Below are 22090 nucleotides of genomic sequence, written 5' to 3'. Positions count from 1 at the left end.
TCTGTCTGATTTGCCGCGCTGTTTGCCGATTGCCGCTGCCGGGACGCAGCGCTATGCATCGCCAATACACTTGAAGTGAGGGGTACCGAATTTGCGACTGTCCATCATCGCCCGCCTGTCTGCGGCCACCGCCGTCATCGCCTTCGCCTTGCCCGCTGTGTCGCAGGATGCGGCGACTAAATCCGGTCCGGTCTACGGCACGTTCGGGATCGACACGACCGCGCGCAATCCGTCGGTCAAGCCGGGTGACGATTTCTGGACCTTCGCGAATGGCGGCTGGGATGCACGTACGCAGATCGCGGCGGACCGCACCTCCGCTGGCCCATCGGTGATCCTCTCGGATCAGGCGGAACTGCAGGTGAAGCAGATCCTCGCCGATGCCGCGAGCAATCCCGAGGCCACCGGCGCGGGCGCGAAGCAGCTCGGCGATCTCTATGCCGGCTTCATGGATCAGGCCGCGATCGAGCAGCGCGGTGCCGCACCGCTCGCGCCATATTTCGCGAAGATCGATGCGGCGAACGACCGGTCGAAGCTGCAGGTCCTGTTCGCGACCGAAGGCTATGCTGCACCGGTCGGCGTGGGACAGCTGCCCAACCCGTCCGATCCCAGCCGCTATACCGTCGCTGCGGGGCAAGGCGATCTCGGCATGGGCGGGCGCGATTATTACCTGCTGCCCGGCGCGAAGTATGACGGGTTCCGCGCCGCCTACCGCGCCTATGTCGCGCAGATGCTGACGCTGTCCGGCGTCGCCAAGACCGCCGCGGATGCCAGCGCCCGGGCCGATCGCATCATCGCGCTCGAAACCGAGATGGCGAAGGTCCAGTGGTCGCCGGAACAGTCGCGCGATCTCGTGAAGCTGCTGAAGCCGATGGACGCCGCGCAGCGCAAGGCGCTCGCCCCCGAATTCGACTGGGACCTGCAGTTGAAGACGGCCGGCTATGAAGGCTTTCCGATCGTCATCATGACCCAGTCGACCGCGCTGACCGGTCTCGGCAAGATCTTCGCCGCGACGCCCGTTTCGACGTGGCAGGACTGGATGAAGTTCCGCTTCGCCTCGTCCAAGTCGGGCGTGCTGCCCAAGTCGTTCGACGACGCGACCTTCGCCTTCTACGGCAAGGCACTGTCCGATCAGCCGGAACAGCGTGCCCGGTGGAAGCGCGGTCTGGCGGCGGTCAACGGTTCGATGGGCGAAGCGATCGGCGAGATCTACGTCAAGCGCCACTATCCGCCCGAGAGCGAGGCGAAGATGAACGAGCTGATCGCCAATCTGCGCGCCGCGTACAAGGAACGGATCACCGCCAACAACTGGATGGATCCGAAGACCAAGGAACAGGCGCTGGCGAAACTTGCCGCGTTCGACCCGCGGATCGGCCACCCGGTCAAGTATATCGATTATTCGGCGCTGAAGATCGATCGCAACGATCCGGTCGGCAACACGATGCGCTCGGCCGAATTCCAGCATCAGCTTGATCTCGATCGTCTGAAGAAGCCGGTCGACCGCACGCTGTGGAACATGACGCCGCAGACGGTGAACGCCTATTACAACCCGCTGGCCAACCAGATCACGTTCCCGGCGGCGATCCTGCAAGCGCCGTATTTCGATCCGAAGGCGGATGCGGCGGTCAATTACGGTGCGATCGGTGCGATCATCGGCCACGAAATGGGCCACGGCTTCGACGATCAGGGCAGCCAGTTCGGCCCCACGGGCAAGTTCGAGAATTGGTGGACGCCCGAAGCCCGCAAGGCTTTCACCGAGCGGACCGCTGCGCTCAGCAAGCAGTATGACGGCTACGAACCGATCCCCGGCACGCGGATCAAGGGTGGGCTGACCTTGGGCGAGAATATCGGCGATCTCGGCGGGATCGAGACCGCCTATGCCGCCTATCAGAAGTATCAGGCGACGCACGGCAAGGCGAAGACGATCGACGGGCTGACCGGTGACCAGCGCTTCTTCCTGTCCTATGCGCAGGCTTGGCAGTCGAAGCTGCGTGAAGGTGCGGCGCGTGCGCGGCTGCTGACCGACCCGCACTCGCCGCCTTTCTACCGCGTCAACGGCATCGTTCGTAACGTCGATGCCTGGTATACGGCGTTCAACGTGAAGCCCGGCGACAAGCTGTACCTCGCGCCTGCGGACCGCGTGCACATCTGGTAAGTGGCGGACGGGGCGGGATAAAACCCGCCCCGTTCACACCGATAGCGTTCACACCACCCGGTACGGCACGATGCCGCGTGCCGCCGGGTCGACCGCGATCCCCCGATCCGCGGGCGGAAATGCCCGCTGGTCGCAATCGTCGCGTGGGCACAGGCGACAGGATATCCCGATCGGCGTCGCGGGTGCCGACCGGTCTAGCGCATCGGCATAGACGAAGTCGGCGGCATGCTCGGCCTCGCATCCCAGCGTCACCGCATAACGGCGCGGGGTGCGTGTGAAGCTGCCGCTCGGCTTGACCAGCCCCTTCGCCATCGAGACGTAACGCACGCCGTCCGGTGTCTCCGCATGCTGGACGACGATCCGGTCGGGGATCGCGACCGCTTCGTGCACGATCCATAACGGGCATGCCCCGCCGAACCGCGCGAACTGGAACCGCGTCGCGCTGTGCCGCTTGGTGATGTTTCCCGCCATGTCGACGCGGCAGAAATAGAAGGGGATGCCCTCCGCGCCCGGACGCTGCAACGTCGACAGGCGGTGGCACGCCTGTTCGAAACTGACGCCGAACCTGCGGCACAACCGGTCGATATCATGCCGCATCTCCCGCGCCGCGCGACGGAATGCGGTATAGGGCATCATCAGCGCCCCGGCCGCATAATTGGCCAGCCCGATCCGCAGCAGGTTGCGCGCCGCCTCGTTCGGCAGCGGCGCATCCGCCACGATCTCCTCGATCCGCCCGGCAAACAGCGTCGCGGTCAGCCGGTGCGCGAGCAGGAACGTGCGGCTCTCCTCCGGCAGCATCGCACCCAGCGTCAGCGTGGTTCCGTCGAACGATGCCAGCGCGCCTTCCCGTACGTCGGTCGCCACCGCGATCCCGGCATCGCGAAGCGCGGCGACCAGCCGCATCTGCGCCCCCGCCATCGCCGGTGCCCACACAGCATCGCGGTTCCCCTGCGGATCGAGCGACAGGGTCGCAGCCAGCGCCTCCGCCGCCCGGTCCAGCGCATCGACGTAATTGCCGCCCAGGTGAAACCAGTCGCGCACCGCTTCCCATGGCCGGCGCCCGCCGTCCCCGCCGCCAGCGATTCCTCGACCTTCTGCAACCGTTCCTCCGCCGCGCGCATCGCCCCGTGCAGCGCGATGAAGCGGTCCGCGATTTCCGGCCGTTCCTCCGCCAGCCGCGCGATCGCATCGGGCGGCGGGGCGGCCGGCAGCAATGGATCGGCCAGCGCATTGGCGAGCGCCGACAGCCGCAAAGCGGGTGCTGCATCCTCGATTCCCGCCAGCGCGAGTGGATGATGCCGACGGAGCGCCGCAGTCACGCTCGGCGTCAGCGGCCGCGCACCGCTTTCCAGTTGCGACAGATAACTCACCGACACGCCCAGTCGCGCGGCCATCGCCGCCTGATTGAGGCCAGCCGATGCGCGCAGGCTGCGCAACTGTTCTCCGGCGAAAACGCGGGCAGGGCGGGGCAATAATCGAACCTTTCGCGGGGCGAGAACCGAGCGGTACTTCGCAACCCGATGCTTCGCAACTTCGCAAATTCACATTTGCATTTGTCCGCGTTGGCGGGAAGAAGTGCCGCCTCGTAAAGACGGAGCCTGCCGATGTCCTCGACCCTCGCCGAACTGGAACGCAAGCGTGAAGCTGCACGGCTGGGTGGGGGAACGAAGCGGATCGCGGCACAGCATGCCAAGGGCAAGCTGACCGCACGCGAACGGCTCGACGTGCTGCTCGATCACGGCTCGTTCGAGGAACTCGATATGTATGTCGAGCATAATTGCGTCGATTTCGGCATGCAGGACCAGATCGTCCCGGGCGACGGCGTCGTCACCGGTTCGGGCACGATCAACGGCCGTCTCGTCTTCGTCTTCAGCCAGGATTTCACCGTGTTCGGCGGCTCGCTGTCCGAACGGCACGCGCAGAAGATCTGCAAGATCATGGACATGGCGCTGAAGGTCGGCGCGCCCGTGATCGGCCTCAACGATTCCGGCGGTGCGCGCATCCAGGAAGGCGTCGCATCGCTCGGCGGTTACGCGGAAGTGTTCCAGCGCAACGTGCTGGCCAGCGGCGTCGTGCCGCAGATTTCCCTCATCATGGGACCATGCGCCGGGGGTGCCGTCTATTCCCCCGCCATGACCGACTTCATCTTCATGGTGAAGGATAGCTCATACATGTTCGTCACCGGACCCGATGTAGTGAAGACCGTTACCAACGAGATCGTCACGCAGGAGGATTTGGGTGGAGCGGTGACGCATACCACGAAGTCGGGGGTCGCTGATGTGGCCTTCGAAAACGATATCGAGGCGCTGCTCGCGGCCCGCGACTTCGTGGACTTCCTTCCCTTGTCGAACCGCGAAGCGGTGCCGGAACGTCCCTCGTCCGATCCGTGGGACCGGATCGAGGACAGCCTGGACACGTTGGTCCCGGCCAGCGCGAACCAGCCGTACGACATGCACGAACTGATCCGCAAAACGGTCGACGAAGGCGATTTCTTCGAGGTGCAGCCGACGCATGCGGCGAATATCATCGTCGGGTTCGGCCGGATCGAGGGGCGGACGGTCGGCTTCGTCGCCAATCAGCCGATGGTGCTCGCCGGGTGCCTCGACATCAATTCGTCCAAGAAGGCCGCGCGCTTCGTCCGCTTCTGCGATGCGTTCGACATCCCGATCGTCACCTTCGTGGACGTGCCGGGCTTCCTGCCGGGTACGTCGCAGGAACTGAACGGCATCATCAAGCACGGCGCGAAATTGCTGTTCGCTTATGCCGAGGCGACCGTGCCGAAGATCACCGTCATCACGCGCAAGGCGTATGGCGGCGCATATGACGTGATGGCCTCCAAGCATCTGCGCGGCGACCTCAATTATGCCTGGCCCACTGCCGAAATCGCGGTGATGGGCGCGAAGGGCGCGGTCGAGATCATCTTCCGGGGGCGTACGCCGGACGAGATCGCCGAACAGACCGCGCAATATGAGGCACGCTTCGCCAATCCGTTCGTCGCCGCGTCGAAGGGGTTTATCGACGAGGTGATTCAGCCGCACTCGACCCGCCGCCGCATCGCGCTCGGCTTGCGCAAGCTGCGCGGCAAGGCGTTGGAAAACCCGTGGAAGAAGCATGACAACATCCCGCTGTGATGCGGGTATGACTTTGCTCGCCAAGTCCGACGGAATCGCGCTATCCCTCGCTGGTCCAATCGTTTCGAGATGAGGAATCCGTGATGCTTCTCCTGCTCCTGCTTCAAGCCGCCGCGCCTGCACCGGCCCCTGCGCCCGCTGCCCCCGCGTCCGCTGCCCCGGCTCCTGCCGCGTGGGAAGTCCGCGACAAAACGAACCCCAACGGCACCATGTCGGTGTCCACGTCGGTCATCGCACGCGACGGCTCGTCGCGCCTGACGGTCAAGTGCGACAAAGGCGCGGAGGCGGTCGTCTCGGTCCAGTTCGTGTCGCGCCAGCAATTGCAGGAGCCTGCCGCCGACGGGGCCTATGCGCCGAAATCGGTCGGTCTGCGGTTCGATAACGGCCCGGCCATCGCCTATGACTGGCAGTTTCAGGGCCGCGTCGCCTACAATGCCGATGCACCTGCCGTCACCGCGTTGACGATGTTCCTGTCCAAGGCGAAAGCGGTGCAGGTCGAAACGACGACCGCGTCCAACTTTGCGTTCATGGCCACGTTCGACGCGCCGAAGACGGATGCCCCGATCCGTCAGGTCCTGTCCGCCTGCGGTTACACGCTGGGCCAGGTGCCGCCACCCGTGGCAGCTGCCAAGAAATGAAGCTCGGGCGGCTCAATCATGTCGGCGTCGCGACGCCTTCGATCGAGAAGTCGATCGAGACTTATCGTACCTTGCTCGGCGCGGACGTGATCGGGACGCCGTTCGATCTGCCCGCGCAGGGGGTGAAGGTCTGCTTCATCGACGCGCCGAACACGCAGATCGAACTGATCGAGCCGTATGACGAAAGCTCGCCGATCGCCGGCTTCCTTAGAAAGGACCCGGCGGGCGGCCAGCATCACGTCTGCTTCGAAGTCCCCGATATCGACCAGGCGGTGGCGGAAATGACCGCGAACGGCGCCACCATCCTGGGCGCGCCCCGGATCGGCGCGCACGGCACGCCGATCGTCTTCGTCCACCCGCGCGACTTCGGCGGCATGCTCGTAGAACTTATGGAAACCCCGAAAGAGGATCATTGATATGGCCTACGAAATGATCCTGAGCGAGCGGCGCGGTGCCGTGCTGGTGCTGACGCTCAACCGCCCCGAACGGCTGAACGCCGCGCCGCCGCAGCTGTTCGACGAACTGCGCGATGCGATCGCCGATCTGGATGGCGCGCGCGCCGTACTGGTGACCGGCGCAAGGCGTGCCTTCTGCTCGGGGGCCGATGTCGCGGGCGGCAGTTTCGCCGCCGAGGATCCGGCGCAGGCCACGTACGAGGCGCTGACCCGCAACTACAACACGACGATGGCGGCGTTCGCCGACCTGCCCGTGCCGGTGGTCAGCGCGGTCCGCGGTCCGGCGGCGGGGATCGGCTGCAGCCTCGCGCTGGCCGCCGATTTCTGCGTGGCGAGCGACACGGGCTATTTCCTGCAGGCGTTCGTCAATATCGGCCTCGTGCCCGATGGCGGGGCCAGTTGGATGTTGCCGCGGTTGATCGGCAAGGCACGTGCGACGGAGATGATGATGTTGGGTGAGAAGGTCCCGGCGGCCAAGGCGCTCGATTGGGGCATGATCCACAAGGTCGTAGCCGACGATGCTCTGGATTCGGAAGCGTTTGCGCTGGCGGAACGGCTCGCGGCCGGACCGACCGTTTCGTACGGCTTGCTGAAGCGCGGCCTCGCCCATGCGCTGGAAACCGACTATGCCGGCGCGATGCTGCGCGAGGCGGAAAACCAGCGCGCGGCACGCCGAACGTCGGATTCGATGGAGGGCGGCCTGTCCTTCATCCAGAAGCGCAAGCCGACCTTCACCGGGGCCTGACATGGCAGACAAGCCGACGATCGACCAATGGTCCGCAGCCGCCGCGAAGGAGGTGAAGGGCAAGGATCTCGACTGGCACACGCCGGAAGGGATCGTGGTCAAGCCGCTCTACACCGCGGACGATGTCGCCGATATCGATCCCGGCCTGCCCGGTTTCGCGCCGTTCACGCGCGGCGTGCGCGCATCCATGTATGCCGGGCGCCCGTGGACGATCCGGCAATATGCCGGCTTCTCGACTGCCGAGGCCTCCAACGCCTTCTACAAGCGCAACCTCGCGGCGGGTCAGAAGGGCCTGTCGGTCGCCTTCGATCTCGCCACGCACCGCGGATATGACAGCGATCATCCGCGCGTGACGGGCGATGTCGGCAAGGCGGGCGTCGCGATCGACACGATCGACGACATGAAGATCCTGTTCGACGGCATTCCGCTCGACCAGATGTCGGTCAGCATGACGATGAACGGCGCGGTGATCCCGATCCTCGCCTTCTTCATCGTCGCGGGCGAGGAACAGGGCGTGCCGCGTGCGCAGCTCGACGGGACGATCCAGAACGACATCCTCAAGGAGTTCATGGTCCGCAACACGTATATCTACCCACCCGAACCGAGCATGCGGATCATCTCGGACATCTTCGGATATACCTCGCGCGAGATGCCGAAGTTCAACAGCATCTCGATCAGCGGCTATCACATGCAGGAAGCCGGCGCGACGCAGCTGCACGAACTCGCCTTCACGATTGCCGACGGCCGGGAATATGTGAAATACGGCGTGGCCAGCGGTCTCGACATCGACAAGTTCGCCGGGCGCCTGTCCTTCTTCTTCGCGATCGGCATGAACTTCTTCATGGAGATCGCGAAGCTGCGCGCCGCGCGCGTCCTGTGGCACCGCGTGATGACGAACCTCGGCGCGAAAGACGAGCGGAGCAAGATGCTGCGCACGCATTGCCAGACCAGCGGCGTCTCGCTGACCGAGCAGGATCCGTACAACAACGTCATGCGCACGACGATCGAGGCGATGGCGGCGATGCTGGGCGGCACGCAGTCGCTCCACACCAACGCGCTGGACGAAGCGATCGCGCTGCCGACCGATTTCTCCGCCCGCATCGCGCGCAACACGCAGATCGTCATCCAGGAAGAAACGGGGATGACGAAGGTCGTCGATCCGCTGGGCGGCAGCTATTATATCGAAAGCCTGACGCAGCAGCTGGTCGATGGCGCGTGGGAGATCATCGAGCGGGTCGAACGCGAGGGCGGCATGGCCAAGGCGGTCGCAGCGGGCTGGCCCAAGGCGATGATCGAGGAAGCCAGCGCCGGTCGTGCGGCGCGTGTCGACAAGGGCGAGGACGTCATCGTCGGCGTCAACAAATACCGCCTCGCACAGGAAGATGCGATCGACATCCTCGACGTCGATAACGTCGCCGTGCGCGAGGCGCAGATCGCGCGCATCAAGACGAGCAAGGCAGGCCGCGACGAGGCGAAATGCCAGGCCGCGCTGGATGCCCTGCGCGAGGGCGCGCGCGGCACCGCCAACGTGCTGGAACTGGCGGTGGAATGCGCCCGCCAGCGCGCGACGCTGGGTGAGATATCGCAGGCGATGGAGGACGTGTTCGGCCGCTACGACACCGTCCCGACGCCGGTGTCCGGCATCTATGGCGGCGCACATGAATTCGATGCGAACTGGCTGGGCCTGAAGCAGGGCGTCGTCTCGATCGAGCGGCGGATGGGGCGCAAACCCCGGATGCTCGTCGCGAAGATGGGTCAGGACGGGCATGATCGCGGCGCGAACCTCGTCTCCTCGGCGTTCGGCGACCTCGGGTTTGACGTCGTGCCCGGCCCGCTGTTCCAGACGCCGAAGGAAGCCGCCGACCTCGCGATCCAAAGCGACGTCGACGTGGTCGGCGCGTCCAGCCTCGCGGCCGGGCACAAGACGTTGATCCCCGAACTGATCGGGCATCTGAAGGATGCCGGGCGCGGCGACATCAAGGTGATTGCGGGCGGCGTGATCCCGGCGCAGGACTATCAGTTCCTGCGCGATGCCGGGGTGCAGGGCATCTTCGGCCCCGGCACGAACCTGGTGAGCGCGGCGGGCGAAGTGCTAAAGCTGCTCGGCCACAACATGCCCCCCGATCGAGGAAGCCGCAGAATGATGTTCCGATCCGGTGCGGCGCTGCTTGTTGCCGCCCTGCTTTCCCCGCCAGCGATCGCACAGACGCAGGCGCAGATGAACGCCACGGCGGGTTCGGCCTTCAAGCGTGCCGACGCCGCCATGACTCGCCAATGGACCGCCACCTATGCTGCGATGAAGCGGCGCGACGCCGCCGACCGGTCGCGCGGCGGCGGGTTCGGCTATGCCGCCGCGACGCTCGCCAGCCAGCGTGCTTGGCTCAAGTTCCGCGACGCGCAATGCGTGATCGAGGGCGGCGAATTCGCCGGCGGATCGATGCAGAACATGGCCGCCGCCCAGTGCCGGACACGCCTGACGGACGAGCGAACGGTGCAATTGCGCAAGCTGGAGTGGACGCGTTGAGTGATATGCTGACTGCCGCGAAAAGCCCCTCCCCTGAAGTGGAGGGGCTTGTCAGGACCGACTGGACCCGCGCGCAGATCGCCGCTTTGTTCGACCTGCCGTTCGACGACCTGATGTACGAGGCGCAGACCGTGCACCGCCGCCATCACGCCGCGGGGCAGGTGCAATTGTGTACCCTGCTGTCGATCAAGACCGGCGGCTGCCCGGAGGATTGCGGATATTGCTCGCAGTCCAAGTCCGCCGATAGCGGGGTCAAGGCGACCAAGCTGATGGACCCGCGCGCCGTGCTGCAGATGGCGGCGCAGGCGAAGGATAACGGATCGCAGCGGTTCTGCATGGGCGCCGCATGGCGCAACCCCAAGGATCGCGACATGCCCGCGATCGTCGAGATGGTGAAGGGCGTGCGCCAGATGGGCATGGAAACCTGCATGACGCTCGGCATGCTAACGCCGTCACAGGCCGCGATGCTCGCCGATGCGGGGCTCGATTACTACAACCACAATATCGATACCTCGCCCGAACGCTACGATCAGGTCATCACCACGCGCACCTTCGCCGAGCGGCTCGACACGCTGGAGCATGTGCGCGAGGCGGGTATCAATGTCTGTTGCGGCGGCATCGTCGGCATGGGCGAGACGCGCGAGGACAGGGTCGGCTTCGTCCACGCACTCGCCACCCTGCCGCGCCATCCGGAAAGCGTGCCGGTCAACGCGCTGGTGCCGGTCCGCGGAACGGTGCTGGGCGACATGCTCGCCGATACGCCGCTCGCCAAGATCGACGATATCGAATTCGTCCGCACCGTCGCCGTCGCCCGCATCACGATGCCGCTCAGTATGGTCCGCCTGTCGGCCGGGCGCGAGAGCATGTCGGAGGCGACGCAAGCGCTGTGCTTCATGGCCGGCGCGAACTCGATCTTCACCGGCGACAAGCTGCTGACCGCCGGAAATGCCGGCGACAGCGCGGACGCCGCGCTGATGGCGAAGCTCGGCCTGCGCGCGATGACGGGTGCGGAACCGATGCGGGTCGCGGCGGAGTGATCGCATTATTGATCGCACTGGCAGCGGTTTCGGATTGTCACGCCGCTGCACGTCGTTCCGGATTGGATTATCGCCAGTGCTTGGGGCGCGTGGACCAGCTCGCAGATTCTGAGATGGCGCAACAATGGCCTATCACCTTAGCCGCTTTACGCGGCGAAGACCGCGAAAACAGGCGCGAAAATGCAAACAAGCCCGATCTCGCACAGGGCCTACTGGAGTCCCAACGCGCGTGGCTTCGTTATCGCGCTGCAGAATGCAGCATGGTCGCAAGTCAAGCAGCGGGCGGGACAGCTTACGGCGAACTGGGTTCTGAATGCTCGATCACGCTGACGCGCCAGCGGACCGAACTTCTCCGGCGACGGGTTTCCGGCGTCGTGCGCTATTTGAGGTAAAGATGTTCAAGAAAATTCTGGTCGCCAACCGTGGCGAGATCGCATGCCGCGTCATGCGCACTGCCAAGAAGATGGGGATCGCCACCGTCGCGGTCTATTCGGACGCGGATGCGCGCAGCCCGCATGTGCTGATGGCGGACGAGGCGGTGCGGCTCGGCCCACCGCCAGCGGGCGAAAGCTATCTGCTCGCCGACCTGATCCTGCTCGCCGCACGTGAGACCGGAGCGGACTGCATCCATCCGGGCTATGGCTTCCTGTCGGAGCGTGAGAGTTTCGCGAAGGCCTGTGCCGAAGCCGGGATCGCCTTCGTCGGCCCGCCGCCCAAAGCCATCGCCGCGATGGGCGACAAGATCGAATCCAAGAAACTCGCCAAGGCGGCAGGCGTCAACGTCGTCCCCGGTTTCCTCGGCGAGATCGCGGATACCGAGGAAGCGGTGCGGATCGCGACCGATATCGGCTATCCGGTGATGATGAAGGCCAGCGCGGGCGGCGGCGGCAAGGGTATGCGCCTCGCCTATAGCGAGCAGGACGTGCGCGAGGGGTTCGAGGCGACCAAGCGCGAGGGGCTGGCGTCGTTCGGCGACGACCGCGTCTTCATCGAGAAGTTCATCGAAAGCCCGCGCCACATCGAGATCCAGGTGATGGGCGATCAGCACGGCAACATCGTCTATCTCGGCGAACGCGAATGCTCGATCCAGCGCCGCCACCAGAAGGTGGTCGAGGAAGCGCCCTCGCCCTTCGTCACGCCCGACATGCGCCGCAAGATGGGCGAGCAGGCGGTCGCGCTGGCGCGCGCTGTGGGCTATTATTCCGCCGGTACGGTCGAACTGATCGTGTCGGGCGCGGACACGAGCGGGGAGGGGTTCTACTTCCTCGAAATGAACACCCGCCTGCAGGTCGAACATCCCGTGACGGAGGCGATCACCGGCCTCGATCTGGTCGAATTGATGATCCGCGTCGCTTATGGCGAGCATCTGGGCTTCACGCAGGACGACGTGACGCTGAGCGGCTGGGCGATCGAGAACCGCGTCTATGCCGAAGATCCGTATCGCGGATTCCTGCCGAGCATCGGGCGTCTGGTACGCTACGATCCGCCCGCCAGCGTCGAGACGCCCTACAAATCCCCCTCCCGTCTTCGGGAGGGGTTAGGGGAGGGCATTGCCGCGAGCGATCTCTCCGGAACTTCCCTCCCCCAGCCCCTCCCGCAAGCGGGAGGGGAGCTAAAGCCCTATGTCCGCGTCGATGACGGCGTGCGCGAGGGCGGCGAGGTCAGCATGTTCTACGACCCGATGATCGCCAAGCTGATCACCTGGGCACCGACGCGCGAGGAAGCGATCGACGAACAGATCGCCGCGCTCGACGCGTTCGAGATCGACGGCCCGGGCAACAATATCGATTTCGTATCGGCGCTGATGCAGCACCCGCGCTTCCGCTCGGGCAACATCACGACGGGTTTCATCGCGGAGGAATATCCGGACGGTTTCCACGGTGCGCCCGCCGACGCATCGCTGATCCGCAATTTCGCCGCGATTGCCGCCTTTGCCGCGACGGCGGAGGCGGATCGCGCGCGCCGGATCGACGGGCAACTCGGCAAGCGCCTGCGCCCGCCATCCGACTGGGCAGTGAAGATCGGCGATGCCGAACATGCCGTATCGATCTCGACCGACGGCGTGACTGTGGACGGGGAGGAGATCGACATCGCGCTGGAATATACGCCCGGCGACCGCGTCGTCGCGGCGCAGATCGGCGACGAGGAACTGATCGTCCGCATCGCGAGAACGCGCGGCGGCTTCAAGCTGACGGCGCGCGGCGCATCGCATCAGGCGCGCGTACTCCCCGCGCACGTCGCGCCTTATGCACAGCATCTAATCGAGAAGATCCCGCCCGATCTGTCGAAGTTCCTGCTGTGCCCGATGCCCGGCCTGCTGATGCGGCTGGACGTGGGTGTCGGCGACAAGGTCGAGGCGGGGCAGGCGCTCGCCGTGGTGGAGGCGATGAAGATGGAGAATATCCTGCGCGCGGAGAAAGCGGGCGTCGTGAAGTCGGTCAACGCGAAGACCGGCGACAGTCTCGCGGTTGACGCGGTGATCCTGGAGATGGAGTGAGGGGGTAGCGTCCGATCTGAAAGCGGGGTGACATACGCCGGCCAGCACGGGTTCGCCGTGAGCTCGTCCGGTGTACGGCTGTCACCCCGGTCGCGTGACCCTGTGTCTTTCCAGCCCCGCGCGGAAGTCTTCGGGCAGGGCGGTCGCGCCGCCGCCGCCGCTCATCACCAGTACCGCGTCGCACGTCGCGATGCAGTCGCCGTCCTGGAATGCCGCGGCAAGGATCTGCCAGCTGCGCGTTCCGATATCGCTGATGCCGGTCGAGATTTCGACGTCGCCGGGGAAGTGCCCTTCTGCCAGATAGTTGAGCGTGATGTTCGCGACCAGCCAGCGGTGGCCGTGCCACCCGCTCAGTGCCATCGCGCGGTTGAAGCGGACGCGTGCGCTTTCGAACAGGCCCGCCATCGCGACGTTGTTGATATGGCCCAGCACGTCCAGATCCTGGAAACGCGTCTGGATCACGTCATGGTGCGGATAGGATGCGGGGTCGAGCCGCCAGGCTTCGGGTCGTGGCATTGTCTCTCCTTAGGGCCCGCGTCTGCGCGCGGCGATCGACAGCGTGCCAATCGCCGCACCGCGCGTCAACGCGGAGCCATGCGGATCGCACCGTCCAGACGCACGTCCTCACCGTTGAAATAGCTGTTTTCCAGCATGGTCAGCGCGAGATTGGCATATTCGGCGGCGTTGCCCAAGCGCTTGGGGAAGGGGACGCTGGCGGCCAGATTGTCCTTCACCGCCTGCGGCGCACCCTGCATCAGCGGGGTGTTGAAGATGCCCGGCAGGATCGTGTTGATACGAATGCCTTCGCTCATCAGGTCGCGGGCGATCGGCAGGGTCATGCCCACGACGCCGCCCTTGGACGCGCTGTACGCGGCCTGGCCCATCTGGCCATCTTCGGCGGCGACGGATGCGGTCATCACGATCGCACCGCGTTCGCCATCCTCGCCCGGCTCCAGCGTCAGCATGCCCGCGGCGGATTTCGCTACGCAGCGGAACGTGCCAACCAAATTGATCTGGATGAGCCAGTTAAAGGCTTCCAGGCTGAAATGCTTGATGCTGCCGTCTTCCTTCGACCGGCTGGCGGTCTTCATCGCGTTGCCGGTGCCAGCGCAGCAGACCAGGACCGATTCCTGACCATGTGCCGCGCGTGCCTTGGCAAAGCCCGCATCGACGGATTCATCCGACGTGACGTTCACTTCGCAGAACACGCCGCCGATATCCGCGGCGACCGCCTCGCCCTTATCCGCCTGAAGATCGAAGATCGCGACCTTAACGCCTCTGGCCGCGAGCGCGCGAGCCGTCGCTTCGCCCAGCCCGGAAGACCCGCCCGTAACGACTGCGGAAATGGTGTTGTCGATGTTCATTATCGTATCCCCTTAGTGCGTCACCCCGGATCCGTTCCGGGGTGACGGCCTTCCCCGCAATTAAAGCCGCTCGACGATCGTCACGTTGGCGATCCCGCCGCCTTCGCACATCGTCTGCAGGCCGTAGCGCCCGCCGGTCTTGTGCAGCGCATGTACCAACGTCGCCATCAGCTTCGTGCCCGACGCGCCCAGCGGATGCCCCAACGCGATCGCGCCGCCATTGACGTTCAGCTTCGCCGGATCGCCGCCGACATGCTTCAGCCATGCGAGCGGCACCGGCGCGAACGCCTCGTTCACTTCGTACAGGTCGATATCCTCGATCTTCATGCCGGCACGCTTCAGCGCCTTGTCGGTCGCGAACAGCGGTTCCTCCAGCATCACGACGGGGTCGCCGCCGGTCACCGTCAGGTTGTGGATGCGGGCCAAAGGCGTCAGCCCATGTTCCTTCAGCGCGCGTTCGCTGACGACCATCACCGCGCTCGCCCCGTCGCAGATCTGGCTGGCATTCGCGGCCGAGATCACGCCGCCTTCCTGCAACAGCTTGACCGCGTGGATGCCCTCGAACGTCGCGTCGAAGCGGATGCCCTCGTCCGTCACGTGGCAGATCTCACCCTCGGGCGTTTCGACCATAAGGCCGACGATCTCATCCTTGAAGGCGCCGCGCTCGGTCGCCGCCGCCGCACGGCGGTGCGATTCAAGCGCATATTCGTCCAGCTGTTCGCGCGTGAAGCCGTATTTGTCGGCGATCATCTGCGCGCCCATGAACTGGCTGAACTGCACGCCCGGATATCGCGCCTCCTGGCGCGGCGACTTGGACGTGCCCAAGCCCGCCTTGGCGAACAGCATCCCGGTCGCGCCCATGGGCACGCGCGTCATGCTTTCGACGCCACTGGCGATCACGACATCCTGCGTGCCGGACATGATCGCCTGCGCCGCGAACTGGATCGCCTGTTGCGACGATCCGCACTGCCGGTCGATCGATACGGCCGGAACGCTTTCCGGTAGCTTGGACGCAAGCACGGAGCCGCGGCCAATCTGGAAACCCTGTTCGCCGCCTTGGCTGACGCAGCCCATGATGACGTCCTCGACCGCCGCCGGATCGATCCCCGTGCGATCGATCACCGCGTCGAGAACTGCGCCGCCCATGTCGGCGGGATGCCATCCGGCGAGCTTGCCACCGCGCTTGCCACCGGCCGTGCGGACCGCTTCGACGATATAGGCTTCAGGCATCTCGACTCTCCTATCAGTTGTTCTTTGCAACCTCTCTTGCCCAAAGCGCCGCACTCGGCAAGTGTCGGTTATGCAACCATGGGAGCGGGTCAGTGAATGTCAGCGAAGCCGTAGCGGCAAGGCGATCGGTGCGGGGATATCTGGATCGCCCGGTCGATCGTGCGGTGCTTGAAATGATCGTTCGCAAGGCCGGGCGCGCCGCGACCGGGGGCAATCTGCAGCCCTGGCACATCGACGTGATCGTCGGGCAGCCACTCGTCGATCTGAAGGCGAAGATGATGGCGAAGCTGGCGTCCGGCCAGAAGGAAGAACCGGCCTATGCGATCTATCCCGACAAGCTGACCGGCCCCTATCGCGACCGCCGCTTCGCGATCGGAGAGGCGATGTACCGCGAGATCGGCATTCCACGTGAAGACAAAGCGGGGCGGATGTCGTGGTTCGCGCGCAACTTCCAGTTCTTCGGTGCGCCTGCGGCCTTGTTCTGCACGGTCGACCGCCAGATGGGGCCACCGCAATGGGCCGATCTGGGCATGTACCTGCAAAACGTGATGCTGTTGGCGGTCGAGGCGGGGCTCGCCACCTGCGCGCAGGAATGCTGGGCGATGTATCCCGATACCATAACGTCGTTCCTGGGCACGCCCCGCGAGCGGATGCTCTTCTGCGGCATGGCGATCGGGTATGAAGATACGGAAGAGCCCGCCAACCGCGTGCGCAGCGAGCGGGCTCCCGATGAGGAATGGCTTACGATCCGAGCCTGATCCCCGGAGGATTGAAGGGGGTTCTCCACCAGCAGCGATCCGCCCGTGGATGGCCCCCTCCGTCAGCCTGAGGCTGCCACCTCCCCGTGCCGGGGAGGATCGGTATCAGCCAGCGGCTGGCGAACGACGGTCACCGCCGCCACCGCCGCCGGCACCCTGGCGACGCGGGCCGTTGCCGCCGGGGCGACCCTGGCCACCCGGACGACCCTGACCGCCGGGACGACCTGCACCCGCGGGACGGGCACCGCGATTGTCGCCGCCACGGCCTTCGGAATGACCCGCCGGACGCGCGGCACCGTCGGCACGCTGGCCGGTCGGACGCGCCGAATGCGTCGCCTTGGGCGGCGCACGGTGACGGCCCGAATCGTCGCGGCGGCGATCATCGTCGCTGCCGGCCGGACGGTTGGCCTTGATCTTCGCGGCTTCGGCGGTGAAGCCTTCCGGCAGCGGCATCATCGTCGGCTTGACGCGCGTCAGCTTCTCGATGTCGCGCAGGTAGCTCTTCTCGTCATCCGCCACGAAGCTGATCGCCACGCCCGATGCGCCCGCACGCGCGGTGCGGCCGATGCGGTGGACATACTGTTCCGGAACGTTCGGCAGTTCGAAGTTGAACACGTGGCTGACGCCCGAGACGTCGATGCCGCGTGCGGCAATGTCGGTCGCGATCAAGACCTTGACCTTGCCCGACTTGAACTCGCCCAGCGCACGTTCGCGCTGCGGCTGGCTCTTGTTGCCGTGGATCGCGTTGGCGGCGATGCCGGCATGACCCAGCAACTTCACGACGCGGTCGGCACCGTGCTTGGTGCGCGTGAAGACCAGGCAACGCTCGATTTCCGGGTTGCGCAGGTGGATCGTCAGCAGCGCCTGCTTCTCGCCCTGGTTCACATGCGTCGCGAACTGCTCGACGCGCTCCGCCGTGGTGGATACCGGCGCGACCTTCACGGTTGCCGGATCCTTCAGGAACTGGTCGGCCAGTTCGCGGATCGCGTTCGGCATCGTCGCGGAGAAGAACAAGGTCTGGCGCTGCTTCGGCAACATGCGGACGATCTTGCGCAGCGCGTGGATGAAGCCGAGGTCGAGCATCTGGTCGGCTTCGTCGAGGACGAGGATTTCCAGCATCGCGAGGCTGACGAAGCGCTGTTCGATCAAGTCGAGCAAGCGACCCGGCGTGGCGACCAGGATGTCGACGCCGCGGCTCATGTCCTGACGGTTCTTGTTGATGCTCGTACCGCCGAACACGGTGGCGACGCTCATCTTGCTGAACTTGCCGTAATCACGTGCGCTGTCGGCGATCTGGCTGGCCAGTTCGCGCGTCGGCGCAAGGACAAGCATGCGGCAATGCGTCGGATGGATCTGCTTCGGCGCCTCCACCATGCGCTGGATTGACGGCAGCACGAAGGCCGCGGTCTTGCCGGTGCCGGTCTGCGCGATGCCGAGCAGGTCGCGGCCCTGCAACAGCGTCGGGATCGACTGCTGCTGGATCGGGGTGGGGGTGGTATAGCCCTTCGCTTCGAGCGCGCGGACCAAAGGTTCGGCCAAGCCGAGTTGTGCGAAATTCATGGTATATAATAGCCTGATGGCCATCGAACGCCCGCCCTTGCAGGCGCACGAATGGCGGGGGGAGAATGACACCCCGCGTGAAATGGGAAGCCCGTTAGCAAACGACCGAGGCGGAGCCGGATCCTTGGATCCAATCACGCTGCATGACGCCTCGATAGCGGCCATATGAATGCTGCGCTGCAAAATGTCAAGTTTTGTCTGGATCGGTATAGAATTGCCGGTGGGGGATACCCACATGGCTGGCATGACAGCTTTTTCCCTGCTCGACCTCGTCCCCGTCATCGAGGGCGGTTCCGTTTCCCAGGCGCTTGCGAATGCAGCCGATCTTGCGCGGCATGCCGAAAGCGTGGGCTTCAACCGCTACTGGACCGCGGAGCATCACGGCATGGCGGGCATCGCCAGCGCGGCGACATCCGTCGTGCTGGGGCATGTCGCGGCGGCAACGAGCACGATCCGGATCGGGGCGGGCGGCATCATGCTGCCGAATCATGCGCCGCTCGCGATTGCCGAACAATTCGGTACGCTGGATGCGCTGTTTCCGGGGCGGATCGATCTGGGGCTGGGGCGCGCGCCGGGATCGGACCAGCGCGTCGCGCACGCCATGCGCCGCAACCTGCAAAGCGATGCCAACGCGTTCCCGCAGGATGTGCTGGAACTTCAAAGCCTGTTCGCCGACGACGGCCAGACCGGCATCACCGCGACGCCCGGTGCGGGGGCGAAGGTTGACCTCTGGATCCTCGGATCCAGCACGTTCGGTGCGCAACTCGCCGCCGCGCTGGGCCTGCCCTATGCCTTTGCGTCGCACTTCGCGCCGGATGCGCTGGCCTCGGCGATCGCGATCTACCGCCGCGATTTCCGCCCATCGGCCGTGCTGGAGCGCCCGTATCTGATGGCCGGTTTCAACGTGTTCGCCGCCGATACGGATGAGGAAGCGGAGTTGCTCGCCAGTTCGCAGCAACAGGCGTTCGTCGCGCTGCGCACCGGCAATCCGGGCAAGCTGAAGCCGCCAGTCGCGGGCTATCGCGATACGCTGGGTGTGCAGGGACAGTCGATCCTCGACCACGTGCTGCAATGTTCTGCGGTAGGTGGTCCGGCCAAGGTCGCACGCGGTATCGCCGAGTTCGTCACGCGTACCGGTGTGGATGAACTGATGATCGCGACTTCGATCTACGATCACGAGGCCCGCAAGCGCAGCCTCACGATTACGGCGGATGCGATGGCGGAACTGAAGGTCGCGGCGTAGTTCCTCCCCGGCACGGGGAGGGGGACCATTCGCGTTCTTCACGCGAATGGTGGAGGGGCCTTTCCGCGAGCGATTAGCTTGAGGGACGCCCCCCCGTCATGCTGCGCATGCTACCTCCCCGTGCCGGGGAGGATCAGTTTGCCGCAGGTAGTCTCAGCCTGACGAGCAGCCCGCCCAGATCCTCGCTCTCTTCCAGCGACACCGTACCCTCGTAGATCTCGGCGACGTCGCGGACGATCGCCATGCCTAGCCCGGTGCCCGGTTTGCCCGTGTCCAGCCGCACGCCGCGATCGAAGATGCGGACGCGCTGTTCCTCCGGAATGCCCATGCCGTCATCCTCGATCAGGAATTCGACGAAGCCGGAATGCTGCCCGACCGTCACGAAGACGCTGCCGCCCCCATATTTGGCTGCATTCTCGATCAGGTTGCCGAGCATTTCGTCCAGATCCTGCCGCTCGACATGGACCTGCAAATCTTTCGGTCCGTCGGTGTCGATCCGGACGTGACGGTAAAGACGCGCCACCGCGCGCTCGACCGATTCCAGGCTCGGCCAGACATCCGCGCGGCTATGCGCCGATCCGCGACGGCCGACGGCGCGGGCGCGGGCGAGGTGGTGATCGACTTGCCGGCGCATCGTCCGCGCTTCGCGCACCACCGTTTCGCCAAGGTCGTCGGCCTCCGCGGTCGCGGCGTTCATGATGACGGTCAGCGGGGTCTTCAACGCATGCGCCAGATTGCCCGCATGCCGTCGTGCTTCCTCCGCCTGACGTTCGTTGTGCGCGATCAGGCCGTTAAGCTCCTCCACCATTGGGGCGACCTCGATCGGCATCGGGCGTTCGATCTGGCGGGACTTGCCCGACCGCATCCGCGCAATCTCCTCGCGAACCTTGCGCAGCGGCCACAGTCCGTAAAACGTCTGGAGCGCGGCCATAACGAGCAATCCCAGCCCGAGCAAAGCGAAGCTGCGGACCAGTGTTTTCCGCAAGGCGTTGATCTGCGCGTCCAGTCCCTCGCGACTTTGCGCGACCTGGAACCGCCAGCGCACGGGTGATCCGGGCAGCTTCACGTCGCGTTCGAGCAAGCGCAATTTCTCCGTCGGGAACTGGGCGGTGTCGTAGACATGCACTTCGCGATCGGAATGCGGCGAGCCGTATGCGAGACGCCTGTCCCACAGTGACCGCGACGGGAACGCTTCGCGACCCTTGGCGCTGACCTGCCAGTAGAGGCCGGAATAGGGTTCGAGAAAGCGTTGGTCCGCCGGCTCGCGATTGAACACGACCTCGCCGTCCGGTCCGATCTCGGCGGACACGATCAGCGCGGTCAGGACGTATTCGAGCTGGTCGTCGAAATTACGCGTGATCGCGGAAGACAGCACACGGTCCAGGGCGAAGCCACCGCCCGACAGCAGCACCAGGATCCACACCGCCGCGATGAGGATCATGCGGCGGCTGAGCGACCCCGTCGTGCGGACGTAGCCGCGCGATGGAAGGTCGGGTTCGGGGGAAGGGGACACGGATGCCTCCTCCTCCTGCGCGTTATCCGCCTTGAGCCTATCTAAGGGCTGCACGTCCTTGTCCACGATCAAGCCGCGTGACGGTTCTTCGATGGGCTTGGCACGGACGCGGTCGAGGATCGCGCGGCGTTACGCATCCGGATCTTCGAGCGAATAGCCCAGGCCGCGGATCGTGGTGATCACGTCCTGGCCCAGCTTCTTGCGGATTCGGGTAACGAACACTTCGATCGTATTCGAATCGCGGTCGAAATCCTGATCGTAGATATGTTCGATCAACTCGGTACGGCTGACCACCTTGCCCTTGTGATGCAGCAGGTAGCTGAGCAGCTTGTATTCCTGTGCGGTCAGCTTCACCGGCTCGCCAGCCTTGGTGACCTTGCCCGATCGCGTGTCGAGCCGGACATCGCCCGCCGTCAGTTCGGACGAGGCGTTGCCGCTCGCGCGACGGATCAGCGCGCGCAGCCGGGCGATCAATTCCTCGGACTGGAACGGTTTGGCGACATAGTCGTCCGCGCCGGCATCGAGTCCCGCGACCTTGTCCGACCAGCTGTCCCGCGCGGTCAGCACCAGCACCGGCGCGGTGCGGCCTTCCTTGCGCCAGCGGTCCAGCACCGTCAGGCCGTCGATTTCCGGCAGCCCGAGGTCCAGCACGATCGCGTCGTAGCTTTCGGTCGAGCCCATGAAATGACCTTCCTCGCCATCGGTCGCGAGGTCGATCGCATAGCCCGCGCCTTCCAGCGTGGTCTTCAGCTGCTGGCCGAGATTGGGTTCGTCTTCGACGATCAGGACGCGCATGTTCTTCCCCTAAGACTTTGGTTCTGTATCTGGCTCAATTGCCCGTGCGGCCGATGATCCGGCCGGATGCGCCATCGACCTCGACCCAGATCACCGTGCCATCGCGCAGGAATTTCAGCGTGTAAATGCCGGTATAGGATTCCAGCTCGACGCCCAGATACTGCGCGCCGCGCATCTGTGGCACGATCCGCCGCTCGATCTCGCGCAGCGGCAGGATCTTGCCCTTGCGCCGCGCCTCGAACGCCTCGACCTGATCGCCGCGGCGTTGCGGCGGCGGCGCGGGTTCGGCCGTCGCCGGAGCGGAGGCGACCGGAACGAATGCGGGAGCGACAAGGAAGGTCAGGAAAAGAACGGCGGGCATCTTCATCGGGATGTCGCATAGGGGCGCGGGCTTGAACAGCCTGTGAATGCGCACGTCAGCCTGCATGCAACTTGCCGCATGGCCTTT

The 22090-nt window shown here is 65.3% G+C and carries 18 protein-coding genes and 2 pseudogenes; 12 read left to right on the top strand and 8 right to left on the bottom strand.

What is annotated here, in order from left to right:
- Positions 1-91: 91 nt before the first annotated feature.
- Entirely contained in the window at positions 92-2152 is a 2061-nt protein-coding gene (locus H5J25_RS13250; RefSeq protein ID WP_202091699.1) for a M13 family metallopeptidase, read from the top strand.
- A 48-nt stretch (positions 2153-2200) separates the two neighbouring features.
- On the opposite strand, the pseudogene H5J25_RS21685 reads toward H5J25_RS13250, so the two are convergent.
- Positions 2201-3624: pseudogene (locus tag H5J25_RS21685) on the bottom strand (helix-turn-helix domain-containing protein).
- A gap of 132 nt (positions 3625-3756) precedes the next feature.
- Between H5J25_RS21685 and H5J25_RS13240 the strand changes: the two are divergent.
- The 9 genes and pseudogenes from H5J25_RS13240 (at position 3757) to H5J25_RS13200 (ending at position 13179) form a co-directional block, all read left to right on the top strand.
- Positions 3757-5283 (top strand): acyl-CoA carboxylase subunit beta, encoded by a 1527-nt coding sequence (locus H5J25_RS13240; protein ID WP_202091697.1) that lies wholly within the window; start codon positions 3757-3759, stop codon positions 5281-5283.
- An 83-nt stretch (positions 5284-5366) separates the two neighbouring features.
- Positions 5367-5921: a hypothetical protein gene (locus H5J25_RS13235; protein ID WP_202091695.1), complete on the top strand. Its 555-nt coding sequence runs from the start codon at positions 5367-5369 to the stop codon at positions 5919-5921.
- Complete coding sequence (mce, locus tag H5J25_RS13230) at positions 5918-6337, top strand: methylmalonyl-CoA epimerase (protein WP_202091693.1); 420 nt, start codon at positions 5918-5920, stop codon at positions 6335-6337. Before H5J25_RS13235 ends, mce begins: the two co-directional genes overlap by 4 nt.
- 1 nt (position 6338) lies before the next feature.
- Complete coding sequence (locus tag H5J25_RS13225; protein WP_202091691.1) at positions 6339-7121, top strand: enoyl-CoA hydratase-related protein; 783 nt, start codon at positions 6339-6341, stop codon at positions 7119-7121.
- Between the two features lies 1 nt (position 7122).
- Positions 7123-9243 (top strand): annotated as a pseudogene (scpA, locus tag H5J25_RS13220) (methylmalonyl-CoA mutase); the annotation flags it as partial.
- A complete protein-coding gene (locus H5J25_RS21680; RefSeq protein WP_404829616.1) occupies positions 9235-9645 on the top strand; it encodes a lysozyme inhibitor LprI family protein in 411 nt (136 codons plus the stop codon). The pseudogene scpA and the gene H5J25_RS21680, both read left to right, overlap by 9 nt.
- A 5-nt stretch (positions 9646-9650) precedes the next feature.
- A complete protein-coding gene (gene bioB, locus H5J25_RS13210; protein WP_202096369.1) occupies positions 9651-10682 on the top strand; it encodes a biotin synthase BioB in 1032 nt (343 codons plus the stop codon).
- The gene (locus H5J25_RS13205; RefSeq protein ID WP_202091689.1) at positions 10679-11074 is read left to right on the top strand and encodes a lysozyme inhibitor LprI family protein; all 396 of its coding nucleotides are present in this window, start codon (positions 10679-10681) and stop codon (positions 11072-11074) included. The genes bioB and H5J25_RS13205 overlap by 4 nt, the downstream gene beginning before the upstream one ends.
- 2 nt (positions 11075-11076) lie before the next feature.
- On the top strand, positions 11077-13179 hold the full coding sequence (locus tag H5J25_RS13200; protein WP_202091687.1) for an acetyl-CoA carboxylase biotin carboxylase subunit: 2103 nt from the start codon (positions 11077-11079) through the stop codon (positions 13177-13179).
- Positions 13180-13260: 81 nt separating this feature from the next.
- Here the strand turns inward: H5J25_RS13200 and H5J25_RS13195 are convergent, their stop codons facing one another.
- From H5J25_RS13195 to H5J25_RS13185, 3 genes are all read right to left on the bottom strand, one after another.
- The gene (locus H5J25_RS13195) at positions 13261-13695 is read right to left on the bottom strand and encodes an acyl-CoA thioesterase (protein ID WP_202091686.1); all 435 of its coding nucleotides are present in this window, start codon (positions 13693-13695) and stop codon (positions 13261-13263) included.
- Positions 13696-13760: 65 nt separating this feature from the next.
- The gene (locus H5J25_RS13190; RefSeq protein ID WP_202091684.1) at positions 13761-14543 is read right to left on the bottom strand and encodes an SDR family NAD(P)-dependent oxidoreductase; all 783 of its coding nucleotides are present in this window, start codon (positions 14541-14543) and stop codon (positions 13761-13763) included.
- Between the two features lie 60 nt (positions 14544-14603).
- Positions 14604-15773, bottom strand: a complete 1170-nt coding sequence (locus tag H5J25_RS13185) for an acetyl-CoA C-acetyltransferase (protein ID WP_202091682.1) — start codon at positions 15771-15773, stop codon at positions 14604-14606.
- A gap of 92 nt (positions 15774-15865) precedes the next feature.
- Here H5J25_RS13185 and H5J25_RS13180 point away from each other — a divergent pair, with 92 nt between their 5' ends.
- Positions 15866-16531: a nitroreductase gene (locus tag H5J25_RS13180; RefSeq protein ID WP_202091680.1), complete on the top strand. Its 666-nt coding sequence runs from the start codon at positions 15866-15868 to the stop codon at positions 16529-16531.
- A 105-nt stretch (positions 16532-16636) separates the two neighbouring features.
- Here the strand turns inward: H5J25_RS13180 and H5J25_RS13175 are convergent, their stop codons facing one another.
- Positions 16637-18091, bottom strand: coding sequence for a DEAD/DEAH box helicase (locus H5J25_RS13175; RefSeq protein ID WP_202091678.1), 1455 nt, complete (start codon positions 18089-18091; stop codon positions 16637-16639).
- 244 nt (positions 18092-18335) lie between these two features.
- Here H5J25_RS13175 and H5J25_RS13170 point away from each other — a divergent pair, with 244 nt between their 5' ends.
- Positions 18336-19334, top strand: coding sequence for an LLM class flavin-dependent oxidoreductase (locus H5J25_RS13170; protein WP_202096368.1), 999 nt, complete (start codon positions 18336-18338; stop codon positions 19332-19334).
- A gap of 133 nt (positions 19335-19467) precedes the next feature.
- Here the strand turns inward: H5J25_RS13170 and H5J25_RS13165 are convergent, their stop codons facing one another.
- The 3 genes from H5J25_RS13165 to H5J25_RS13155 form a co-directional block, all read right to left on the bottom strand.
- The gene (locus H5J25_RS13165) at positions 19468-20775 is read right to left on the bottom strand and encodes a sensor histidine kinase (protein WP_202096367.1); all 1308 of its coding nucleotides are present in this window, start codon (positions 20773-20775) and stop codon (positions 19468-19470) included.
- A 201-nt stretch (positions 20776-20976) separates the two neighbouring features.
- Positions 20977-21642, bottom strand: coding sequence for a response regulator transcription factor (locus tag H5J25_RS13160; RefSeq protein WP_202091676.1), 666 nt, complete (start codon positions 21640-21642; stop codon positions 20977-20979).
- 34 nt (positions 21643-21676) lie between these two features.
- Positions 21677-22069, bottom strand: coding sequence for a PepSY domain-containing protein (locus H5J25_RS13155; protein WP_225883109.1), 393 nt, complete (start codon positions 22067-22069; stop codon positions 21677-21679).
- Positions 22070-22090 lie beyond the last annotated feature (21 nt).

Source organism: Sphingomonas aliaeris (assembly GCF_016743815.1).
GTDB classification, from domain to species: domain Bacteria; phylum Pseudomonadota; class Alphaproteobacteria; order Sphingomonadales; family Sphingomonadaceae; genus Sphingomonas; species Sphingomonas aliaeris.
Note: the sequence above shows the minus strand (reverse complement) of the source record. Positions and strands in the feature narration are given on the sequence as shown.